This window comes from Streptosporangium sp. NPDC050148 (assembly GCF_055586505.1).
The window spans coordinates 52,892-70,825 of sequence record NZ_JBVJIA010000002.1; the positions used below are offsets into that span (position 1 = coordinate 52,892).

The following is a 17,934-nucleotide window of genomic DNA, read 5'->3' on the forward strand; positions in this document are numbered from 1 at the left end:
CCGACCTTCTCCCGTGAAATGCCGAAAAGGGGAACGAGCGCCATTCCTCGTTTCGGGACCCCCCCCCCGGGGGAGCGGCGCGCGGCCCCCCCCCCCCCCCCCGGGGGCCCCCCACCGCTCAGGACCGGTTGGTCTTGGCGAGCCGCTGGAGCGCGGCCGCGTAGACCTCGTCGGGGTCCAGCCGCCGCAGCTCCTCGGCGAGCAGCTCCGACGTCGGGCGCCGGGTCAGGGCGACCCGGCGGTCCGGCTGACGCGGACGCGAGAGCGTGGCCAGGTGGCCGTCGGACCGTGTGATCACGATGTCGCCGTCGGCGGCCGACAGCCTCACCGCGGTCAGGCCCGGGCCCTCGGACTCGGAGACCTTCACGGACGCGCCCAGCCGGTCGCTCAGCCAGGCCGCCAGCAGCAGGGCGCTGGCGTGACCGGGCACCGCCTCCACGCCGCCCCGCTTGACCTTGCCCACCGGCTGGTCGAACGCGGCGGCCAGCAGGCTCCGCCACGTGGTCAGCCGCGTCCAGGCCAGGTCGGTGTCACCGGGCACGTAACCGCGGGCCCGGCCGACGATGGCCTTGACCGCGTCGGCCGCGGCCCGCGCGTCGACGATGCGCCGCTGGGCCAGCATGCCGATCGGGTCCTTGGCCGGCACGTCCGGGCACTCGCCCGGCCACCAGGCCACCACCGGGGTGTCGGTGAGCAGCAGCGGGCTGACCACCGAGTCGGCGTGCCGGGTCAGCTCCCCGTACAGGCGGAGCAGGATCACCTCGCCCGGCGTCGACTCGCCGAACCGGATCTCGGCGTCCAGCCGGTTCGGCTCGTTCGCGTCGCGGGAGATGACGACCAGGATCCGGGAGGGGTGCTCCCTGGCGGCCTCGGTCGCCGCGCGGACCGCGTCGTACTGCTCGCTCTCGCCGCAGACCACCACCAGGGTCAGCACCATGCCGACCGCGGGGGTGCCCATCTGGTGGCGCAGGTGGGTGAGCTGCGAGGAGATCTTCGAGGCGGTCGTGCCGCTCAGCATGAAGCTGGTCATCTACAGCCGCCTCCAGACGCGCCCGTCGCGGGCCATCATCTCGTCGGCCGAGGCCGGCCCCCACGTGCCCGCCGGGTACTCCTCCGGCGGGCCCTGGGAGCTCCAGTACTCCTCGATCGGGTCGAGGATCTTCCACGACAGCTCCACCTCCCGCTGGTGCGGGAAGAGCGGCGGGTCGCCGATCAGCACGTCCAGCAGCAGCCGCTCGTAGGCCTCGGGGGAGGACTCCATGAACGACTCGCCGTAGGCGAAGTCCATCGAGACGTCCCTGACCTCCATCGCGGTGCCGGGCACCTTGGAGCCGAACCGCACCGTGATGCCCTCGTCCGGCTGCACCCGGATCACCAGGGCGTTCTGCCCCAGGATCTCGGTGTCGTCCTTGCTGAACGGCAGGTGCGGCGCCCGCTGGAACACCACGGCCACCTCGGTCACCCGGCGGCCGAGCCGCTTGCCGGTCCTCAGGTAGAACGGCACCCCGGCCCAGCGCCGGTTGGCGATCTCCACCTTGACGGCGGCGTAGGTCTCGGTGATGGAGTCCGGCGGGATGCCCTCCTCCTCGGTGTAGCCGATGACCGGCTCACCGCCCTGCCAGCCGGGACCGTAGCGCCCGCGCGCGGTGGCCAGCGACAGGTCGGCCGGCAGCCGCAGCGCCTTGAGGACCTTCTCCTTCTCCCTGCGCAGCGAGTCGGCCCCGAACGACGTCGGGTCCTCCATGCCGACCAGGGCCAGCAGCTGGATCAGGTGGTTCTGGATGACGTCGCGGGCCGCGCCGATGCCGTCGTAGTACCCGGCCCGGCCGCCGATGCCGATGTCCTCGGCCATCGTGATCTGCACGTGGTCGACGTAACCGCGGTTCCAGATCGGCTCGAACAGGTTGTTGGCGAAGCGCAGCGCCAGGATGTTCTGGACCGTCTCCTTGCCCAGGTAGTGGTCGATGCGGAACACCGAGCTCTCCGGGAACACCGCGCTGGTGATCGCGTTGAGCTCCTGGGCGCTCTTCAGGTCGTGCCCGAACGGCTTCTCGATCACGACCCGCCGCCAGGAACCGTCCGGGCCGTCGGCCAGGTCGGTCCGCTTGAGCTGCTGGACCACGACCGGGAAGAACTTCGGCGGCACCGACAGGTAGAAGCCGTAGTTGCCGCCGGTGCCCCGGGTCTGGTCGATCTCCTTGAGCATCATCGCCAGCGCGTCGAACGCGCCGTCGTCGGTGAACTCGCCCCGGCAGAAGAAGATGCCCTCCGACAGCTGCTTCCAGACCTCCTCGCGGAACGGCGTCCGCGCGTGCTCCTTGACCGCGTCGTGGGTCAGCTGCGCGAAGTCCTGGTCCTTCCAGTCGCGGCGGGCGAAACCGACCAGCGAGAAGCCCGGCGGCAGCAGCCCCCGGTTGGCCAGGTCGTAGATCGCCGGCAGCAGCTTCTTGCGGGCCAGGTCGCCGGTCACGCCGAACAGCACCAGCACGCAGGGCCCGGCCACACGCGGCAGGCGCTTGTCGCGCGGGTCGCGCAGCGGGTTGGCGTCGATCACGGCCTCGGTGATGCCGACGCTGGAGGCGGCGGTGGCCGCGGTGGTGGTGTCCGTCCCCTTCGCGGGACTCTTGTGCCCCTTGTGCCCGCCCTGCCGGTCGGACGCGGCCGGGGAGCCCGTCCTGCTCTCCCCGGCGGGCGCCGGGGAGCTGTCCTTGCTCATGCGAACCTCCAGCGGCCCATCAGACCTCCCTGGCGGCGGCCAGCAGGCGCGCGACGCCCGCGACGCGGTCGGTCAGGTGCAGCCGCACGACGGGACGTCCGCGGCCGGCGAGGGCTCCCAGGTCACCGAGCGCCTGGGCGAGCTGGAGCCTGCCCAGGGTGTACGGCTTGCCGGGTACCTCGAGATCGTTCTCCACGGCCCCGGTGATCTGCAGGAACGCCCCGTTCTGCGGGCCGCCCTTGTGGTACTGGCCGGTGGAGTGCAGGAAGCGGGGGCCCCAGCCGAAGGTGACCGGGCGGTCGGTGCGGACGGCGAGCATCCCGCGCAGCGTGGCCGCGTCGGCCCCGCTCCACACGTCGGTCATCTCCTCGAACGAGGCGCCCTCGGCGTAGGGGGCGTCGAAGGCCGCCTCACGGTCGAGGTAGGCCATCACCGCGAGGTAGCCGTCGGAGGGGATCGCCTCCAGCAGCCGGGTGAGCACGTCGGACAGGTCCTTGGCCTCGCCCTCCCCGGGAAGCTCGCCGTAGACCTCCACCGGGCCGTCCACCAGGAGCGGCGTGCCGACCGGCAGCTCGGCCCGGTCGAGCAGCGCGGCGGTGTTCTCCTTGGACTCCGACACGTTCGGCTGGTTGAACGGGTCGATGCCCAGCACCCGCCCGGCCACGGCCGTGGCGTACTCCCAGACGAGGAACTGCGCGCCCAGCGGACCGGCCACGGTCACCACGCCGTCGGTGTCGATCCCGGCGAGCAGCTCGTCCTCGGCGTCGCTCGGGTCGGCGCCGACCACGGGCAGGATGCCCTTGCCGGACTTGCCGGTGGACTCGGCGACCAGCTGCTCGATCCAGTCGGGCAGGCCGTTGATCTCCGACAGGCCGTCCTCGATGACCAGCTTGTCGCGCCCGGCGGCCGCGGCGGCCCCCAGGGCGGCGCCGAGGTCGAGGCCTGGGTTGCCCTCGGTGCGCGACAGCAGCGGCAGCACCTCGGCCGCGTCGTCGAGCAGCCGCTCGACGTCGGCCCCGGCCAGCGCGCTGGGCACCAGGCCGAACGCGGTCAGCGCGCTGTAGCGCCCGCCCACGTTCGGGTCGGCCAGGAACACCTGGTAGCCGGCCTCGCGGGCGGTCTGCTCCAGCGGCGAGCCCGGGTCGGTGACGACGACGATCCTGCTCGCCGGGTCGATCCCGGCGTCGCGGAAGGCCTTCTCGTAGATCCGCCGGTGGCTGTCGGTCTCGACGGTCCCGCCGCTCTTGCTGGCCACGACCACGATCGTGCTCTCCAGCCGGTCCGACAGGGCCCGGCGCACCTGGCCGGGGTCGGTGGTGTCGAGCACGGTCAGCGGTACGTCGTCGGAGGCCGTGATGACCTCGGGGGCCAGGGAGGAGCCGCCCATGCCGGCCAGGACCACGTGGTCCAGGCCCTCGGCGCGGGCCCTGCGCACCAGCGCGTCGATCTCGGGCAGCAGCTCCCGGCTGGTGTGCGGCAGGTTCAGCCAGCCGAGGCGGACGGCCGCCTCGGCCTGGGCCTCGGGCCCCCACAGGCGGGAGTCGCCCGAGGCCAGCGCCTGGGGGACGCCCTCGGCGGCGAGCCGCCCTGCGGTCTCGGCGGCAAGCTCGGTGAGATCGTCCTCACCGAACGTCACGGACACTGACATGTGCTCCCTCACGCCTTCTTCAGCTCGGCGGAGACGGTCGCCAGCAGCTCGGTCCAGGAGGCCTCGAACTTGTTCAGGCCGTCCGTCTCCAGGAAGCCGACGACGTCGTCGTAGTCGATGCCGGCCTCCTTGAGGGCGGCCATGGTGTTCCAGGCCTCCTCGTAGGAGGAACGGATCGTGTCGCCGTCGATCTTGCCATGGTCGGCGGTGGCCTCGAGGGTCTTCTCCGGCATCGTGTTGACCGTGCCGGAGGTGACCAGCTGGTCGACGTAGAGCGTGTCGGGGTAGTCGGGGTTCTTGGTCCCGGTGGAGGCCCACAGCGGGCGCTGCGGCCGGGCACCGGCCGCGGCCAGCGCCTTCCAGCGCTCCGAGGCGACGACCTCCTCGAAGGCGGCGAAGGCCAGGCGGGCGTTGGCGAGCGCGGCCTTGCCCTTGAGGGCCAGCGCCTCGGGGGTGCCGATCTTGTCGAGCCGCTTGTCGATCTCGCCGTCCACCCGGCTGACGAAGAACGAGGCCACCGACTCGATGCCGCCCAGCTCCAGGCCCTTGGCCTTGGCCTGCTCCAGGCCGGTCATCCAGGCGTCCATGACCGCGCGGTAGCGCTCCAGGGAGAAGATCAGCGTGACGTTGACGCTGATGCCCTCGGCGATCACCTGGGTGATCGCGGACAGGCCCTCGACGGTGGCCGGGATCTTGATGAACAGGTTGGGCCGGTCGACCAGCCACCACAGCGCGCGCGCCTCGGCGACGGTCTTGTCGGTGTCCTTGGACAGCCGCGGGTCGACCTCGATCGAGACCCGGCCGTCGGTCTGACCGCCGCTCTCGTAGACCGGCTTGAGCACGTCGGCGGCCCAGCGGATGTCGTAGGTGGTGATGGCGCGCACCGCCTCCTCGACGTCCACGCCGCGGATCTTCAGGTCGTGCATCTGCTGGTCGTAGGCGTCGCCCTTGCTCAGCGCCGAGGCGAAGATCGTCGGGTTGGACGTGACGCCGACCACGTGCCTGTCGCGGATCAGGTCCTGGAGGTTGCCGGTGCGCAGGCGCTCGCGGCTGATGTCGTCCAGCCAGATGGAGACGCCCTGCTCGGACAGTTTCCTGAGAATCTCACTCATGATCAGTTTCCCGTCGTCTCGCCCTTGTCGGCTCCGGTCTTGGCGAGGGTCGCCTTGGCGGCGGCGGCCACGCGCTCGGCGGTCAGCCCGAACTGCTCGTACAGGGTGCGGTAGGGGGCCGAGGCACCGAAGTGGTCCAGGCCCAGGATCACGCCCTCGTCTCCCACGAACTCCCGCCAGCCCAGCGGGATTCCCGCCTCGACCGCGACGCGCGCCTTGACCGAGGGCGGCAGCACCGACTGGCGGTAGGCCATGTCCTCGGCCTGGAACCACTCCACGCACGGCATCGACACGACCCGGGCGGTGATGCCCTCGGCCTCCAGGAGCTTGCGGGCCTCGACGGCCAGCTCGACCTCGGAACCGGTGGCGATCAGCAGCACCGACGGCTGGCCGTCGGAGGCGTCCTGCAGGATGTAGCCGCCGCGGGCGACCTTGGTGGCGTCCCGGGTGCCCTCGTAGACCGGCAGGTTCTGCCGGGTCAGCGCCAGCGCGGCCGGGCGGTCGTGGTGCTCCAGCACGACCTGCCAGGCGGCGGCCGTCTCGTTGGCGTCGGCCGGGCGGACCACGTCCAGGCCCGGGATGGCGCGCAGCGACCACAGCTGCTCGATGGGCTGGTGGGTCGGGCCGTCCTCGCCCAGGCCGATGGAGTCGTGCGTCCACACGTAGGTGACCGGCAGCTTCATCAGCGCCGCCAGCCGCACCGCCGGGCGCATGTAGTCGCTGAAGACCAGGAACGTGCCGCCGTACGGGCGGGTGCCGCCGTGCAGCGCGATGCCGTTCAGGATCGCCCCCATGCCGTGCTCGCGGATGCCGAAGTGCAGCGTGCGGCCGTAGGGGTGGCCCGGGAAGTCCTTGGTCTGGAACTCCTCGGGGATGAAGGACGGCTCGCCCTTCATCGTGGTGTTGTTGGACTCGGCCAGGTCGGCCGAGCCGCCCCACAGCTCGGGCAGCACCGGCGCGAGGCTGGTGAGCACCTCGCCGGAGGCCTTGCGGGTGGCGACCGAGGAGCCGATCTCGAAGGTCGGCAGCGCGTCGGTCCAGCCCGCGGGCAGCCGCCGGGAGGCGATGCGGTCGAACTCGGCGGCGCGCTCGGGCTCGGCCTCGCGCCAGCTCTCGTAGCGCGCGTTCCAGTCGGCGCGGGCGGCGCGGCCGCGCTCGACGACCTCGCGGGCGTGCCCCAGCACGTCGGCGGGGACCTGGAAGTCCTTCTCCGGGTCCAGGCCCAGGACCTTCTTGGTGGCGGCGACCTCCTCGGCGCCCAGCGCCGAGCCGTGGATCTTGCCGGTGTTCTTCTTGTTCGGCGCGGGCCAGCCGATGATCGTGCGCAGCCGGATGAACGACGGCCTGCCGGTCTCGGCGCGGGCCTCCTCCAGCGCCTGGTACAGCGCCTGGACGTCCTCGACGTAGTCGCCGGTCTGCGTCCAGTCGACGGTCTGGGTGTGCCAGCCGTACGCCTCGTAGCGCGCGACGACGTCCTCGCTCAGCGCGATCTGGGTGTCGTCCTCGATCGAGATGTGGTTGCTGTCGAAGACGACCGTCAGGTTGCCCAGCTTCTGGTGCGCGGCGAGCGCGCTGACCTCGTGGCTGACGCCCTCCTCGATGTCACCCTCGGAGGCGATGCACCAGATGTCGTGGTCGAACACGCTGGTGCCCGGCGCGGCGTCCGGGTCGAACAGGCCGCGCTCGCGGCGGGCGGCCATCGCCATGCCGACCGCGTTGCCCAGGCCCTGGCCCAGCGGGCCGGTGGTGGTCTCCACACCGGCGGTGTGACCGTGCTCGGGGTGGCCGGGGGTCAGGCTCTGCCACTGGCGCAACCCCTTGAGGTCGTCCAGGCTCAGGCCGTAGCCGGACAGGTAGAGCTGGATGTAGAGGGTCAGGCTGCTGTGCCCGGCCGACAGGACGAACCGGTCGCGGCCCGTCCAGGAGGGATCCGACGGATCGTGCCGCATGACCCGCTGGAACAGCAGGTAGGCGGCGGGCGCCAGACTCATCGCGGTGCCGGGGTGTCCCGAGCCCGCCTTCTCAACCGCGTCCATGGCCAGAGCCCGTACGACGTCGACCGCGCGGCGGTCCAGGTCGCTCCATTCAAGGGTTGGCACGAGTTCACTGCTCAAGTGCTCGATCTCCGGATCTTTAATCGTGTGATGATGGCGCCGATCTGGCTAGTTCCCGCCCACACCGGACCCTAACGGTTTCGGCCGCGCCGTCGTGGCGCGAGCGGCTCCCGGGCGGGCCCGCAGGAGCCGTGATCCGTCCGTGCCGTCGTGGCGCGGGCGTTCCCCGACGGGCCCGCGGGATCGGTGAGCGGCCCGGACGCCGTCCCCGCGGGGTGGCGCGCCATGCCGCTTCCGTACCCCGTGCCGGGACCGTCCCCCCCTGCAACTACAGTTGAGTCCTCAAGGCTGGCTGGTGCCCGCATTCACGGATCCGCTCTAATCAGAGGTTACGCGTTGACCCCGCACGTGCTGGAAGCGCCTTAGATGGTGCTCACCGACAAGCAATCGACGGCCCCGCACGAGCCGGGCGCGACCCCGCACACGCCGGGCGCGCCCCGCTCCCTCGGCGACGTCGTGAAGGCGTACGTGGCCCTCACGAAGCCGCGGATCATCGAGCTGCTGCTGATCACGACGCTGCCGGTGATGTTCCTGGCGGCAAAGGGCCTGCCGCCGCTCTGGACCGCCGTCAACACCCTGGTCTTCGGCACCCTGTCGGCCGGTAGCGCCAACGCCCTGAACTGCTACATCGACCGGGACATCGACGCGGCCATGCGCCGCACCCGGCGCCGGCCGCTGGCCCGGCACCTGGTGCCGCCCACCAACGCGCTGATCTTCGGGATCGTCCTGGGCGTGCTGTCCACCCTGGGCCTGGGCCTGACGGTGAACTGGCTCGCCGCGGGCCTGTCGCTGGCCGCGAACCTGTTCTACGTGCTGGTCTACTCGATGATCCTCAAGAGGCGGACCTCGCAGAACGTGGTCTGGGGCGGGCTCGCCGGGTGCATGCCGGTGCTGATCGGCTGGGCCGGCGTCACCGGAAGGCTCGACTGGGCCCCCGTGGTGCTCTTCGGCGTGGTGTTCTTCTGGACGCCGCCGCACACCTGGACCCTGGCCATGCGCTACAAGGAGGACTACGCCGCGGCCAAGGTCCCCATGCTCCCGGTGGTCGCCACCGAGCGCCGCGTGGTGATGGAGAGCATCGTCTACACCTGGGCCACCGTGCTCTGCTCGCTGCTGCTGTGGCCGGTGGCCGGCACCACCGCGCTCTACCCGGTGGTCGCCGCCGTCCTGGGCGCCGCCTGCCTGTGGGAGGTGCACCGCCTCATGGGCCGGGTCAACGCCGGCAAGACCGGGGTCGACCTGCGCCCGATGCGCTTCTTCCACTGGTCCAACGCCTACCTGGCGCTGCTGTTCCTGGCCGTGGCGATCGACTCGATGCTCGTCTGAGGCCGCCCGTCGGGCCGTGGTCTCCACGCGCCCCGGGGCGGGCCCATGGGGGAGACGGGAAGGGACGCTCGTGGTCACCGGTGACGGGTACGGGCCGGATTCCGGGTTCGCTCGCGAAAGCGGGCCCCCACCCGGTAGGGTCACGGGATTCCAGGCGGCCGTACGGGGCCGCCGGACCGTCGGCAGGGTGTGGGGGCCCCGCCGCCGGACGATCCGCCGTCCGGTCGCCCACCCGGTGATCCGCGCCCGGCCGATCGCCGACGCCGGAGGTGGAATCCCCCTGTACGAGCCGTGGTGTGCACATCAGCGGTTACGGTTGCCACATGTCCAGCAGTGATCCCCGATGGGTGCTCAGGGACCGCCCGTCACGCGCGCTGATCGGCGGGCTCGTGGCGACCGGGCTCTGCGGCCTGGTGTCGCTCTCCTTCGACGTGCTGAACGGCGACCCGGTCTACTTCTTCATCGCGCTCCTTCTGGCGCTGGCGCCCGTCCCGGTGCTGCTGGCCGCGGTGCTGGCGCTGGACCGGATCGAACCGGAGCCGCGCGGCAACCTGGTCTTCGCGTTCGCCTGGGGGGCGGGGGTGGCGGTCCTGTTCGCCGGGGTGATCAACTCCTTCAACCTGATCTACCTGGAGAACACCGTCCGGCTGGGCTACGACTACGCGCGCAACCTCACCGCCACGTTCGGCGCCCCGGTGGTGGAGGAGACGATGAAGGGCCTGGTCCTGCTGGGCCTGCTCAGGTTCAGGCGCGCCGAGCTCGACGGGCCCACCGACGGCATCATCTACGCCTGCATGGTCGGCCTCGGCTTCGCCATGAGCGAGAACGTCAGCTACTACGTGGCCGCGCTCGACGAGATGGGCGCGCAGGGCCTGGCGGTGACCGTCGTGCTGCGCGGGGTCCTGTCGCCGTTCGCGCACCCGCTGTTCACCTCGATGATCGGGGTCGCGGTGGCCTACGCGGCGCAGCGCAGCGGGCCGGGCCGGATCCTCGTCATCGTCGCCGGATGGGTCGGCGCGATGCTGCTGCACGGCATCTGGAACGGCTTCGCCTCCTACGTCGGCATCGCCGGCCTGGCCATCGCGTACGTGCTGCTGATGATCGTGTTGTTCGTCCTGATCTGGATCGTCTTCCGCGACCGCAAGCGCATCATCGGGCTCATCCAGGCCTACCTGCCGGCCTACTGGGCGACCGGCCTGGTCTCCTCCGCCGACGTCGCGATGCTCTCGTCCCTGCCGGGCCGCCGTCACGCCAGGCAGTGGGCCAGGGCCAACGGGGGGCGGCCCGGGTTGCGGGCGATGAGCGACTACCAGCTCGCCGCGACCGAGCTGGGCCTGCTGCACGAGCGGGCCAGGGGGCACGTGATCGACGAGCCCACCTTCAACGCCGAGCAGCGGGCGCTGCTGGAGTGCATGGCCGCCGCCCGCACCCGGTTCCCCGCCGTGCCCCCGCCGCCCTCGCCGTTCCCGGGGCCCCCGGCCGGGGGCGCTCACCTCGGCTGAAGCGCCGCGTCCAGGGTGGTCTCGCGCGGCCCGGGGAAGACCGGGGCGGAGTCCAGGACCACCGAGTCCAGGAGCCCCTTGGCCGCGGCGGCGAACTCGCGGGCCGCGTAGGCGTAGGTGGGCGCCGCCCACGCCCGTGAGGAGTCGTCGCCCACACCGAAGGTCTCCAGGCCCGCGGTACGGCAGAGCGTGACGGCCCTGGGCAGGTGGAAGACCTGGGTGACCACGGTGAGCCGGGTGGCGCCGAACACGGTACGGGCCCGCACGCAGGAGTCCCAGGTGTCGAAGCCCGCGTGGTCGAGGACGAGCGAGCGCCCGGGGATCCCCCGGGCGAGCAGGTAGTCGCGCATCACGGTCGGCTCGTCGTAGCCCGTCCGGCCGTTGTCGCCCGAGAGCAGGATCGCTTTGACCCTGCCGGCCCGGTACAGCTCGGCGGAGATGTCCAGGCGCCTGGCCAGCATGGCGGAGGGGGTGCCCCCGAAGGCGGCGGCCCCCAGCACCAGCGCCACCGGCGCCGCGGGCACCCCGGCCGTCCAGCCGGGGGAGGTTCCGGCGACCACGCGGTGTCCGGAACTGGCCAGCCAGACCCAGGTCAGCGGCGCGATCGCCAGGACGCTCAGCAGCACGGCGCCCTGGTAGCAGAGGCGGAGAGCCCGTCGTGACGGTGACATCCGATCATTGTCCCGGCCGGGCGGGACCGTGTCGAACCTGCGGGGCGGGCGCGGGTCCGGGCACGGGGTCGGGGACGAGGCCGGGACAGGGACGGGACGGCCGCCGGGAGGACGCGGGGGCGGGCGAGGGTCAGGCGTGGACGGTGGGGGCGGGGGCGGCGGGGGCGGCGGGGGCGCCGTCGAGCCGGTCCGCGTCGCCGGTCCCGGAGGTGCCGGTGGGCTCGGCCGGGACGTACGGGCGGGTCGCGAAGAGCACCCGCAGCGCGCAGACCCAGACCAGGGCGGCGCCGAGCACGTGCAGGTTGACCAGGGCCGCGGGCACCCCGGTGAAGTACTGGACGTAGCCGACGAGGCCCTGGGCCGCCTCCACGGCCAGCAGTGTCCACGCGGCCTTGCGGGCGCGTCCGGAGGCGCCGGTGAGGTGGAACGCGAACGCCAGCGCGAAGGTGAGGCCGACCGTCACGTAGGCGATGTCGGCGTGGATCCGCGCCACGGTCTCGATGTCGAAGCCGAACCGGGAGGCCATCTCGTCGCCGGAGTGCGGGCCGGTGCCGGTGACCACCACGCCCGCGACCACCAGGACGAACGTGGACGCCAGCAGGGCCCAGGCGAGCGCGCGGACCTCGCGGCGGACCGGCGGCTCGGGGCCCTCGTACCGGCGGGAACGCGCGTACAGCGCGTACGCCGCGGCGGTCATGCCGATGGAGACCAGGAAGTGCACGCTCACGGTGACCGGGTTGAGCGCGCTGCGCACGACCAGGCCGCCCCACACGCCCTGGAAGGCCACGCCGATCGGCTGCACCCAGGCCAGCAGGACCAGGTCGCGGCGCCGGGGCAGCAGCCGCAGGGCGGCGAACAGGCAGCCCAGGGCGATGATCAGCACCACGAAGGAGAGCAGCCGGTTGCCGAACTCGATCGCCATGTTGATCGGCGAGATCTCGTCGTGGGCCCTGGGGATGAAGCTCTCCGGCGTGCACCGGGGCCAGGTGGGGCACCCCAGCCCGGAGCCGGTGACCCGCACCGCCGCGCCCGTGACGGTGATCAGGACGTTGACGGCCACCGCCACCAGCGCCCAGCGGTGCACGGTGGGAAGGGTGGGGGGCCCCACGATCCGTGCCGCGCTCAGGGCGCGCCGGCCGGCCCGGTCAAGGAGGTGTTTCACGGCTCATATGGTAGGCGGCCAGGTGGGCGGTCCCGTGGCGGACCCCGGCGGGCGAGGGGGCCGGGCGGGCGAGGGGCCGGGCGGCGCGTCCCCTCGATGCCTGATTTGGGGCATTGATCCGGTTAAGGGTATGTGACATAGTACTGACGGATCCGGGCCGCGAGAGCGAGGTGGGACATGCCGGACGTCGTGGTCATCGGGGCCGGGGTCGTCGGTGCCGCCTGCGCCTACTACGCCGCCCGCGCCGGACTCGACGTGGTGGTCGTCGACCGAGGACCCGTGGCCGGGGGGACGACCGGCGCCGGCGAGGGCAACATCCTGGTCTCCGACAAGGAGCCCGGACCCGAGCTGGACCTGGCCCTGCTGTCCAACCGCCTCTGGCGCGACCTGGCCGGGGCGGAAACGGGCGACGGACCGGGGAACGGCCGGGGGACCGGGCCGGGGAACGGGTCGGCGGACGCGGCGGGTCGCGGGAACGGGGCCGCGGCGGGCGGGTTCGAGTTCGAGGCCAAGGGCGGCCTGGTGGTCGCCGAGACGGACGAGGTCCTGGAGGCGCTCACCGGCCTGGCCGCCGCGCAGGGGGTCGAGCACGTCCTGGCCGGTCCCGGAGAGCTGCACGACTACGAGCCGCACCTGGCCCGGGGCTTCGCCGGGGGCGTGTTCTACCCGCAGGACGCCCAGGTCCACCCCATGCTGGCGGCGGCAGGACTCATCCGGCGGGGCGCCGAGCGGTTCGGCCACGGCGCCCTGATGCTGCGCACCGGCGTCACCGTGACCGGCTTCGTCCGCCGCGGGGGCCGGATCGCCGGTGTCACCACCGACCAGGGCGAGATCCTCGCCGGGGCCGTGGTCAACGCCGCGGGCACCTGGGGCGGCCAGGTCGCCGCGCTGGCCGGGGTGCACGTCCCGATCCTGCCCCGGCGCGGCTTCATCCTGGTCACCGAGCCCCTGGCCGGGCCGCTCGTCCGGCACAAGGTCTACACCGCCGCCTACGTCACCGCGGTGGCCAGCGACTCCGCCGGGCTGGAGACGTCCGCCGTGGTGGAGAGCACCCCGTCCGGGCCGGTGCTCATCGGCGCCAGCCGGGAGCGGGTCGGCTTCGACCGCACGGTCTCGATCCCGGTGCTCGAACGCCTCGCCCGCCAGGCGGTGGAGCTGTTCCCGGCCCTGGCGGACTACCGGGCGATCCGCGCCTACTGCGGGTTCCGCCCGTACTGCCCCGACCACCTGCCGGTGATCGGCGAGGACCCCCGGGCGCCGGGCCTCTACCACGCCTGCGGCCACGAGGGCGCGGGCATCGGCCTGGCCCCGGCCACCGGCCACCTGATCGCCCGGCTCCTGGCGGGCCTGCGCCCCGAGCTGGACCTCACCCCCTTCCGCCCGGACCGTTTCGCCGAGGAGGCATCGTGAACCCCGCCGACGGCGACCCTCCGAAGGGCGGTCCGGTCCTGGACGGCCGTGCCCGCGGCTCCACCCGGAACGGCGCCGACGGCGCCGACGGTGCCGACGGTGCGGTCCGGGACGGCTCTGCGCGGGGTGCGGCGACGTGCCCGGCCACCGGGAGCGCCCGATGAGGGGGCCGTACGACCTGGTGCGGGCGCGTCCCGAGCCGGGGTTCGAGATCAGCGTGGACGGCGTCGGTGTCCCGGTGGTCCCGGGTCAGACGATCGGCGCGGCCATGCACGGCGCGGGCATCCGGTCCTGGCGGACCACCAGGTTCGGCGGGCGCCCGCGCGGGCTGTTCTGCGGCATCGGGGTCTGCTTCGACTGCCTGGTCACGGTGAACGGCGTCCCCTCCCTGCGCGCCTGCCTGATCGAGGCCCGCCCCGAGGACCGGGTGACCACCGGCGCCACCGGGGACACAGGGGACACTGGGGACACTGGGGACACCGGGGACACCGGGGACACCGGGGACACTGGGGACACGGCAGGCAAAGACAGTGGCGGGGACATCGGGGACCTCGGGGACGAGGGCGGGAGCGACGGAGGACGGGCGGTGAGCGGTCCGTGACGCGGGTCCACGACCTGGCCGTGGTCGGCGCGGGCCCCGCCGGGGTCGCCGGTGCGCTCACCGCCGCCCTGGCCGGGCTGGACGTGGTGCTGCTCGACGGCGCGGCCAGGCCGGGCGGCCAGTACTTCCGCCGTCCGGCCGAGGGCTTCCACGCGGCCCGGCCCGGCGCCCTGCACCACGGCCTCGACGGGTTCACCCGCCGCTGGGAGCTGCTCACGGAGCACGCCGAGGTGCTGCTGCGCCACAGGGTGTGGGCGGTCGAGCGCACCGGGGAGACGGTCGTGCTGCGCTGCCTGGAGGGGGACCGCGAGGAGCGGCCCCGCACGGTGACCGCCCGCGGGCTGCTGATCGCCACCGGCGCGCACGACAGGCCGCTGCCCTTCCCCGGCTGGGACCTCCCCGGCGTGCTCACCGCGGGAGCGGCACAGGCGCTGCTCAAGGGGGACCTGGTCCTCGCCGGCCGCGAGATCGTGGTCGCCGGCACCGGCCCGTTCCTGCTCCCGGTCGCCGCGGGCCTGGCCGACGCCGGCGGACGGGTGGCCGGCGTGTACGAGGCCAACGGCCGGTTCGGGCTGGCCGCGCACCCGATGCTGGCGGCCGGCCGGGCCGGGGAGGCCCTGGGGTACGGGGCGCGCCTGGCCCGCCACCGGATCCCCTACCGGGGACGGCGGGCGGTGGTCGCCGCGCACGGGGACACCGCGCTGACCCACGTCACCGTCGCGACCCTGGACGCCGCCTGGCGGCCGGTCTCCACGACGACCGTCGCGTGCGACACCCTGGCCTGCGGCTACGGCTTCGTCCCCCAGCTCGACCTGCCGGTCCAGCTCGGTTGCGCCACCCGCCGCGACCACGACGGCAGCGCGGTCGTCACGGTGGACGCGGGCATGCGCACCAGCGTGCCCGGCGTGTACGCGGCCGGGGAGAGCACCGGCGTGGGCGGCGCCGTCCTGGCCGAGGTGGAGGGCCGCCTCGCGGGCCGCTCCGCAGTCACCGACCTGGGCCGATCCACTGCCGCCGACCTGGGCCGATCCACTGCCGCCGGCCGGCCCGGTCCCGCGGCCGACCGGCCCGATCCCGCGCTGACCCGCCGCAGGGACCGGCTCGCGGCCTTCGCGCGGGCCCTGCAGGAGGCGTACCCGGTACGGCCCGGCTGGCAGGAGTGGCTCCGCCACGACACGCTCGTCTGCCGCTGCGAGGAGGTGCCCCTGTCGGCCGTGCGCGAGGCCCAGGCCATGGGCGCCGCCGACGCCCGTTCGGTCAAGCTGCTGGCGCGGCCCGGGATGGGCTGGTGCCAGGGCCGGATGTGCGGGTACGCGGTCGCCTGCCTGGCCGGTGAGGATCCCGCCCCGGCCGGGCGCCCGATCGCCCAGCCCATCCGGCTCGGCGCCCTCGCGTCACAGACCGGACCCGAGACCGCACGGACCGATCCCGGGACCGCGCGACCCGGACCCGAGCCTTTTCCCACGGAACCGCCGGTGTCCCCGGCGGGCCCGGACCGGCCCGAACCCCCTCGGGACCGACCCCACCGGAAGGATGAACGATGACGACCCGCGTGAAGCCCTGGCACGGCGTGATGGTGGCCACCGCGCTGCCCCTGGCCGAGGACCTCTCCGTCGACCTGGACGGCTACGCCGAGCACTGCCGCTGGCTGGTCGAGTCCGGCTGCGACGGCGTCGTGCCGAACGGGTCGCTGGGGGAGTACCAGACGCTGACCCCCCAGGAGCGCGCCGCGGTCGTGGAGACCGCGGTGGCGGCCGTCGGCGGCGACCGGGTGATGCCCGGGGTGGCGGCGTACGGCTCCCTGGAGGCCCGTCGCTGGACCGAGCAGGCCGCGGAGGCCGGGTGCCGGGCGGTGATGCTGCTCCCGCCGAACGCCTACCGGGCCGACGACCGGACCGTGGTGGAGCACTACCGGGAGGTGGCCGCGGCCGGCCTGCCGGTGGTGGCCTACAACAACCCCTTCGACACCCGCGTGGACCTGACCCCCGAGCTGCTGGCCACCCTGTACGGCGAGGGCCTGATCGTCGGGGTCAAGGAGTTCAGCGGCGACGTCCGCCGCATCTACGAGATCGCCGAGCTCGCGCCCGGCCTGGACGTGCTGGCCGGGGCCGACGACGTGCTGCTGGAGCTGGTCACCGCGGGCGCGGTCGGCTGGGTCGCCGGGTACCCCAACGCGCTGCCCGTCTCGACCGTGGCGCTGTACCGGGCGGCCGCGGAGGGGGACATGGCCACCGCGCTGCCGCTCTACCGCGCGCTGCACCCGCTGCTGCGCTGGGACTCCCGGCCGGTGTTCGTCCAGGCCATCAAGCTCTCCATGGACCTGGCCGGGCGCACCGGCGGCCCGTGCCGCCCGCCCAGGCTCGCGCTCGCCGGCGAGCAGGAGGCCGCCGTGCGCGCGGCCACCGAGAAGGCGCTGGCCGAGGGCATGCGATGACCCCGGCGCCACCGGTGCCCGCCCGGCCCGTATCCGTACCCGTGCCGGTGCCCGTTTCGCCGGTTCCCGGCCCGTCCGTGGCGGGAGACCCCTCCCGCGAGGAGCGCCCATGAGAACGAAGAGGGTCTTCCACGCGGTGGACTCCCACACCGAGGGCATGCCCACCCGGGTGATCACCGGGGGAGTGGGGGTGATCCCGGGTGCGACCATGGCCGAGCGGCGCGAGCACTTCCTGGCGACGATGGACCACGTCCGCACCCTGCTCATGTACGAGCCGCGCGGCCACTCGGCGATGAGCGGCGCCATCCTGCAGCCCCCCACCCGGCCCGACGCCGACTACGGGGTGCTCTACATCGAGGTCTCGGGCTGCCTGCCCATGTGCGGGCACGGCACCATCGGGGTCGCCACCGTCCTGGTCGAGACCGGGATGGTCGAGGTCGTCGAGCCGGTCACCACGATCCGGCTGGACACCCCCGCCGGGCTGGTGGTCGCCGAGGTACGGGTCGCCGACGGCGCGGCCGTCGAGGTGACCATCACCAACGTGCCCTCCTTCAGCGTGGGCCTGGACCGCGTGGTCCGGGTGCCCGGCATCGGGGAGGTCGTCTACGACCTCGCCTACGGCGGCAACCACTACGCGATCCTGCCGGTCGAGTCCGTGGGCCTGCCGTTCGAGCGCTCGCACAAGCAGGAGATCCTCCAGGCCGGCCTGGCCGTCATGGGGGCGATCAACGAGCAGGACGAGCCCGTCCACCCGCTGGACGCCGCCATCCGGGGCTGCCACCACGTGCAGTTCACCGCGCCGGGCTCGGACGCCCGGCACTCGCGGCACGCGATGGCGATCCACCCCGGCTGGTTCGACCGCTCGCCGTGCGGCACCGGCACCAGCGCCCGGATGGCCCAGCTGCACGCCAGGGGGGAGCTCCCGCTGGGGGCCGACTTCGTGAACGAGTCGTTCATCGGCACCCGGTTCGTCGGGCGGCTGGTGGAGGAGACCCGGGTGGCGGACCTGCCCGCGGTGATCCCGACGGTCACCGGCAGGGCGTGGATCACCGGCACCGCGCAGTACTTCCTGGACCCCTCCGACCCGTTCCCTGCCGGCTTCCTGCTCTGACCCACCGGCCGCGGCCCCGTCGCGACCGTGTCGCGGCTCGCCTGTCATGACCGGGTCGCGGCCCGGCCCCGTCACGACCGGGCCGTGGCCCCGGGGGCCCGTTCCGGTCCTGTCACGAACCGGGTCG

Annotated in this window: 14 protein-coding genes; 7 read left to right on the top strand and 7 right to left on the bottom strand. The window is 73.5% G+C overall.

All coding sequences use genetic code 11. The features are described from left to right. Positions 1–118: 118 nt before the first annotated feature. Genes ACZ6RT_RS02025 through tkt form a run of 5 tightly spaced genes read right to left on the bottom strand, consistent with a single transcriptional unit; the run spans position 119 to position 7,512 of the window. Positions 119–1,030 (bottom strand): glucose-6-phosphate dehydrogenase assembly protein OpcA, encoded by a 912-nt coding sequence (locus ACZ6RT_RS02025; RefSeq protein WP_470151917.1) that lies wholly within the window; start codon positions 1,028–1,030, stop codon positions 119–121. Continuing rightward, on the bottom strand, positions 1,031–2,716 hold the full coding sequence (zwf, locus tag ACZ6RT_RS02030) for a glucose-6-phosphate dehydrogenase (protein ID WP_344903439.1): 1,686 nt from the start codon (positions 2,714–2,716) through the stop codon (positions 1,031–1,033). 19 nt (positions 2,717–2,735) lie between these two features. Next, positions 2,736–4,364 carry a glucose-6-phosphate isomerase gene (locus ACZ6RT_RS02035; protein WP_470151919.1) on the bottom strand — a complete coding sequence of 543 codons (1,629 nt, stop codon included), beginning with the start codon at positions 4,362–4,364 and terminating at the stop codon, positions 2,736–2,738. A gap of 8 nt (positions 4,365–4,372) precedes the next feature. Beyond that, positions 4,373–5,476: a transaldolase gene (gene tal, locus ACZ6RT_RS02040; RefSeq protein ID WP_470151921.1), complete on the bottom strand. Its 1,104-nt coding sequence runs from the start codon at positions 5,474–5,476 to the stop codon at positions 4,373–4,375. Between the two features lie 2 nt (positions 5,477–5,478). Continuing rightward, positions 5,479–7,512 carry a transketolase gene (gene tkt / locus ACZ6RT_RS02045; protein ID WP_470152123.1) on the bottom strand — a complete coding sequence of 678 codons (2,034 nt, stop codon included), beginning with the start codon at positions 7,510–7,512 and terminating at the stop codon, positions 5,479–5,481. 444 nt (positions 7,513–7,956) lie between these two features. Between tkt and ACZ6RT_RS02050 the strand changes: the two genes are divergently transcribed. Next, the gene (locus ACZ6RT_RS02050; protein WP_399188374.1) at positions 7,957–8,916 is read left to right on the top strand and encodes a heme o synthase; all 960 of its coding nucleotides are present in this window, start codon (positions 7,957–7,959) and stop codon (positions 8,914–8,916) included. Between the two features lie 323 nt (positions 8,917–9,239). Further along, on the top strand, positions 9,240–10,418 hold the full coding sequence (locus ACZ6RT_RS02055; protein ID WP_470151923.1) for a PrsW family intramembrane metalloprotease: 1,179 nt from the start codon (positions 9,240–9,242) through the stop codon (positions 10,416–10,418). Here ACZ6RT_RS02055 and ACZ6RT_RS02060 read toward each other — a convergent pair. Further along, a complete protein-coding gene (locus ACZ6RT_RS02060) occupies positions 10,406–11,089 on the bottom strand; it encodes a SanA/YdcF family protein (protein ID WP_470151925.1) in 684 nt (227 codons plus the stop codon). The genes ACZ6RT_RS02055 and ACZ6RT_RS02060 overlap by 13 nt on opposite strands. Positions 11,090–11,219: 130 nt before the next feature. Continuing rightward, entirely contained in the window at positions 11,220–12,251 is a 1,032-nt protein-coding gene (locus tag ACZ6RT_RS02065; protein ID WP_470151926.1) for a COX15/CtaA family protein, read from the bottom strand. 177 nt (positions 12,252–12,428) lie between these two features. Between ACZ6RT_RS02065 and ACZ6RT_RS02070 the strand changes: the two genes are divergently transcribed. From ACZ6RT_RS02070 to ACZ6RT_RS02090, 5 genes are all read left to right on the top strand, one after another. After that, a complete protein-coding gene (locus ACZ6RT_RS02070; protein ID WP_470151928.1) occupies positions 12,429–13,661 on the top strand; it encodes an NAD(P)/FAD-dependent oxidoreductase in 1,233 nt (410 codons plus the stop codon). A gap of 160 nt (positions 13,662–13,821) precedes the next feature. Next, positions 13,822–14,262 carry a (2Fe-2S)-binding protein gene (locus ACZ6RT_RS02075; RefSeq protein ID WP_470151929.1) on the top strand — a complete coding sequence of 147 codons (441 nt, stop codon included), beginning with the start codon at positions 13,822–13,824 and terminating at the stop codon, positions 14,260–14,262. After that, the gene (locus tag ACZ6RT_RS02080; RefSeq protein ID WP_470151931.1) at positions 14,259–15,806 is read left to right on the top strand and encodes an FAD-dependent oxidoreductase; all 1,548 of its coding nucleotides are present in this window, start codon (positions 14,259–14,261) and stop codon (positions 15,804–15,806) included. The genes ACZ6RT_RS02075 and ACZ6RT_RS02080 overlap by 4 nt, the downstream gene beginning before the upstream one ends. Beyond that, positions 15,803–16,696 carry a dihydrodipicolinate synthase family protein gene (locus tag ACZ6RT_RS02085; RefSeq protein ID WP_399188390.1) on the top strand — a complete coding sequence of 298 codons (894 nt, stop codon included), beginning with the start codon at positions 15,803–15,805 and terminating at the stop codon, positions 16,694–16,696. Before ACZ6RT_RS02080 ends, ACZ6RT_RS02085 begins: the two co-directional genes overlap by 4 nt. Positions 16,697–16,805: 109 nt before the next feature. Further along, the gene (locus ACZ6RT_RS02090; RefSeq protein WP_399188392.1) at positions 16,806–17,807 is read left to right on the top strand and encodes a proline racemase family protein; all 1,002 of its coding nucleotides are present in this window, start codon (positions 16,806–16,808) and stop codon (positions 17,805–17,807) included. The last annotated feature ends 127 nt before the right edge of the window (positions 17,808–17,934 follow it).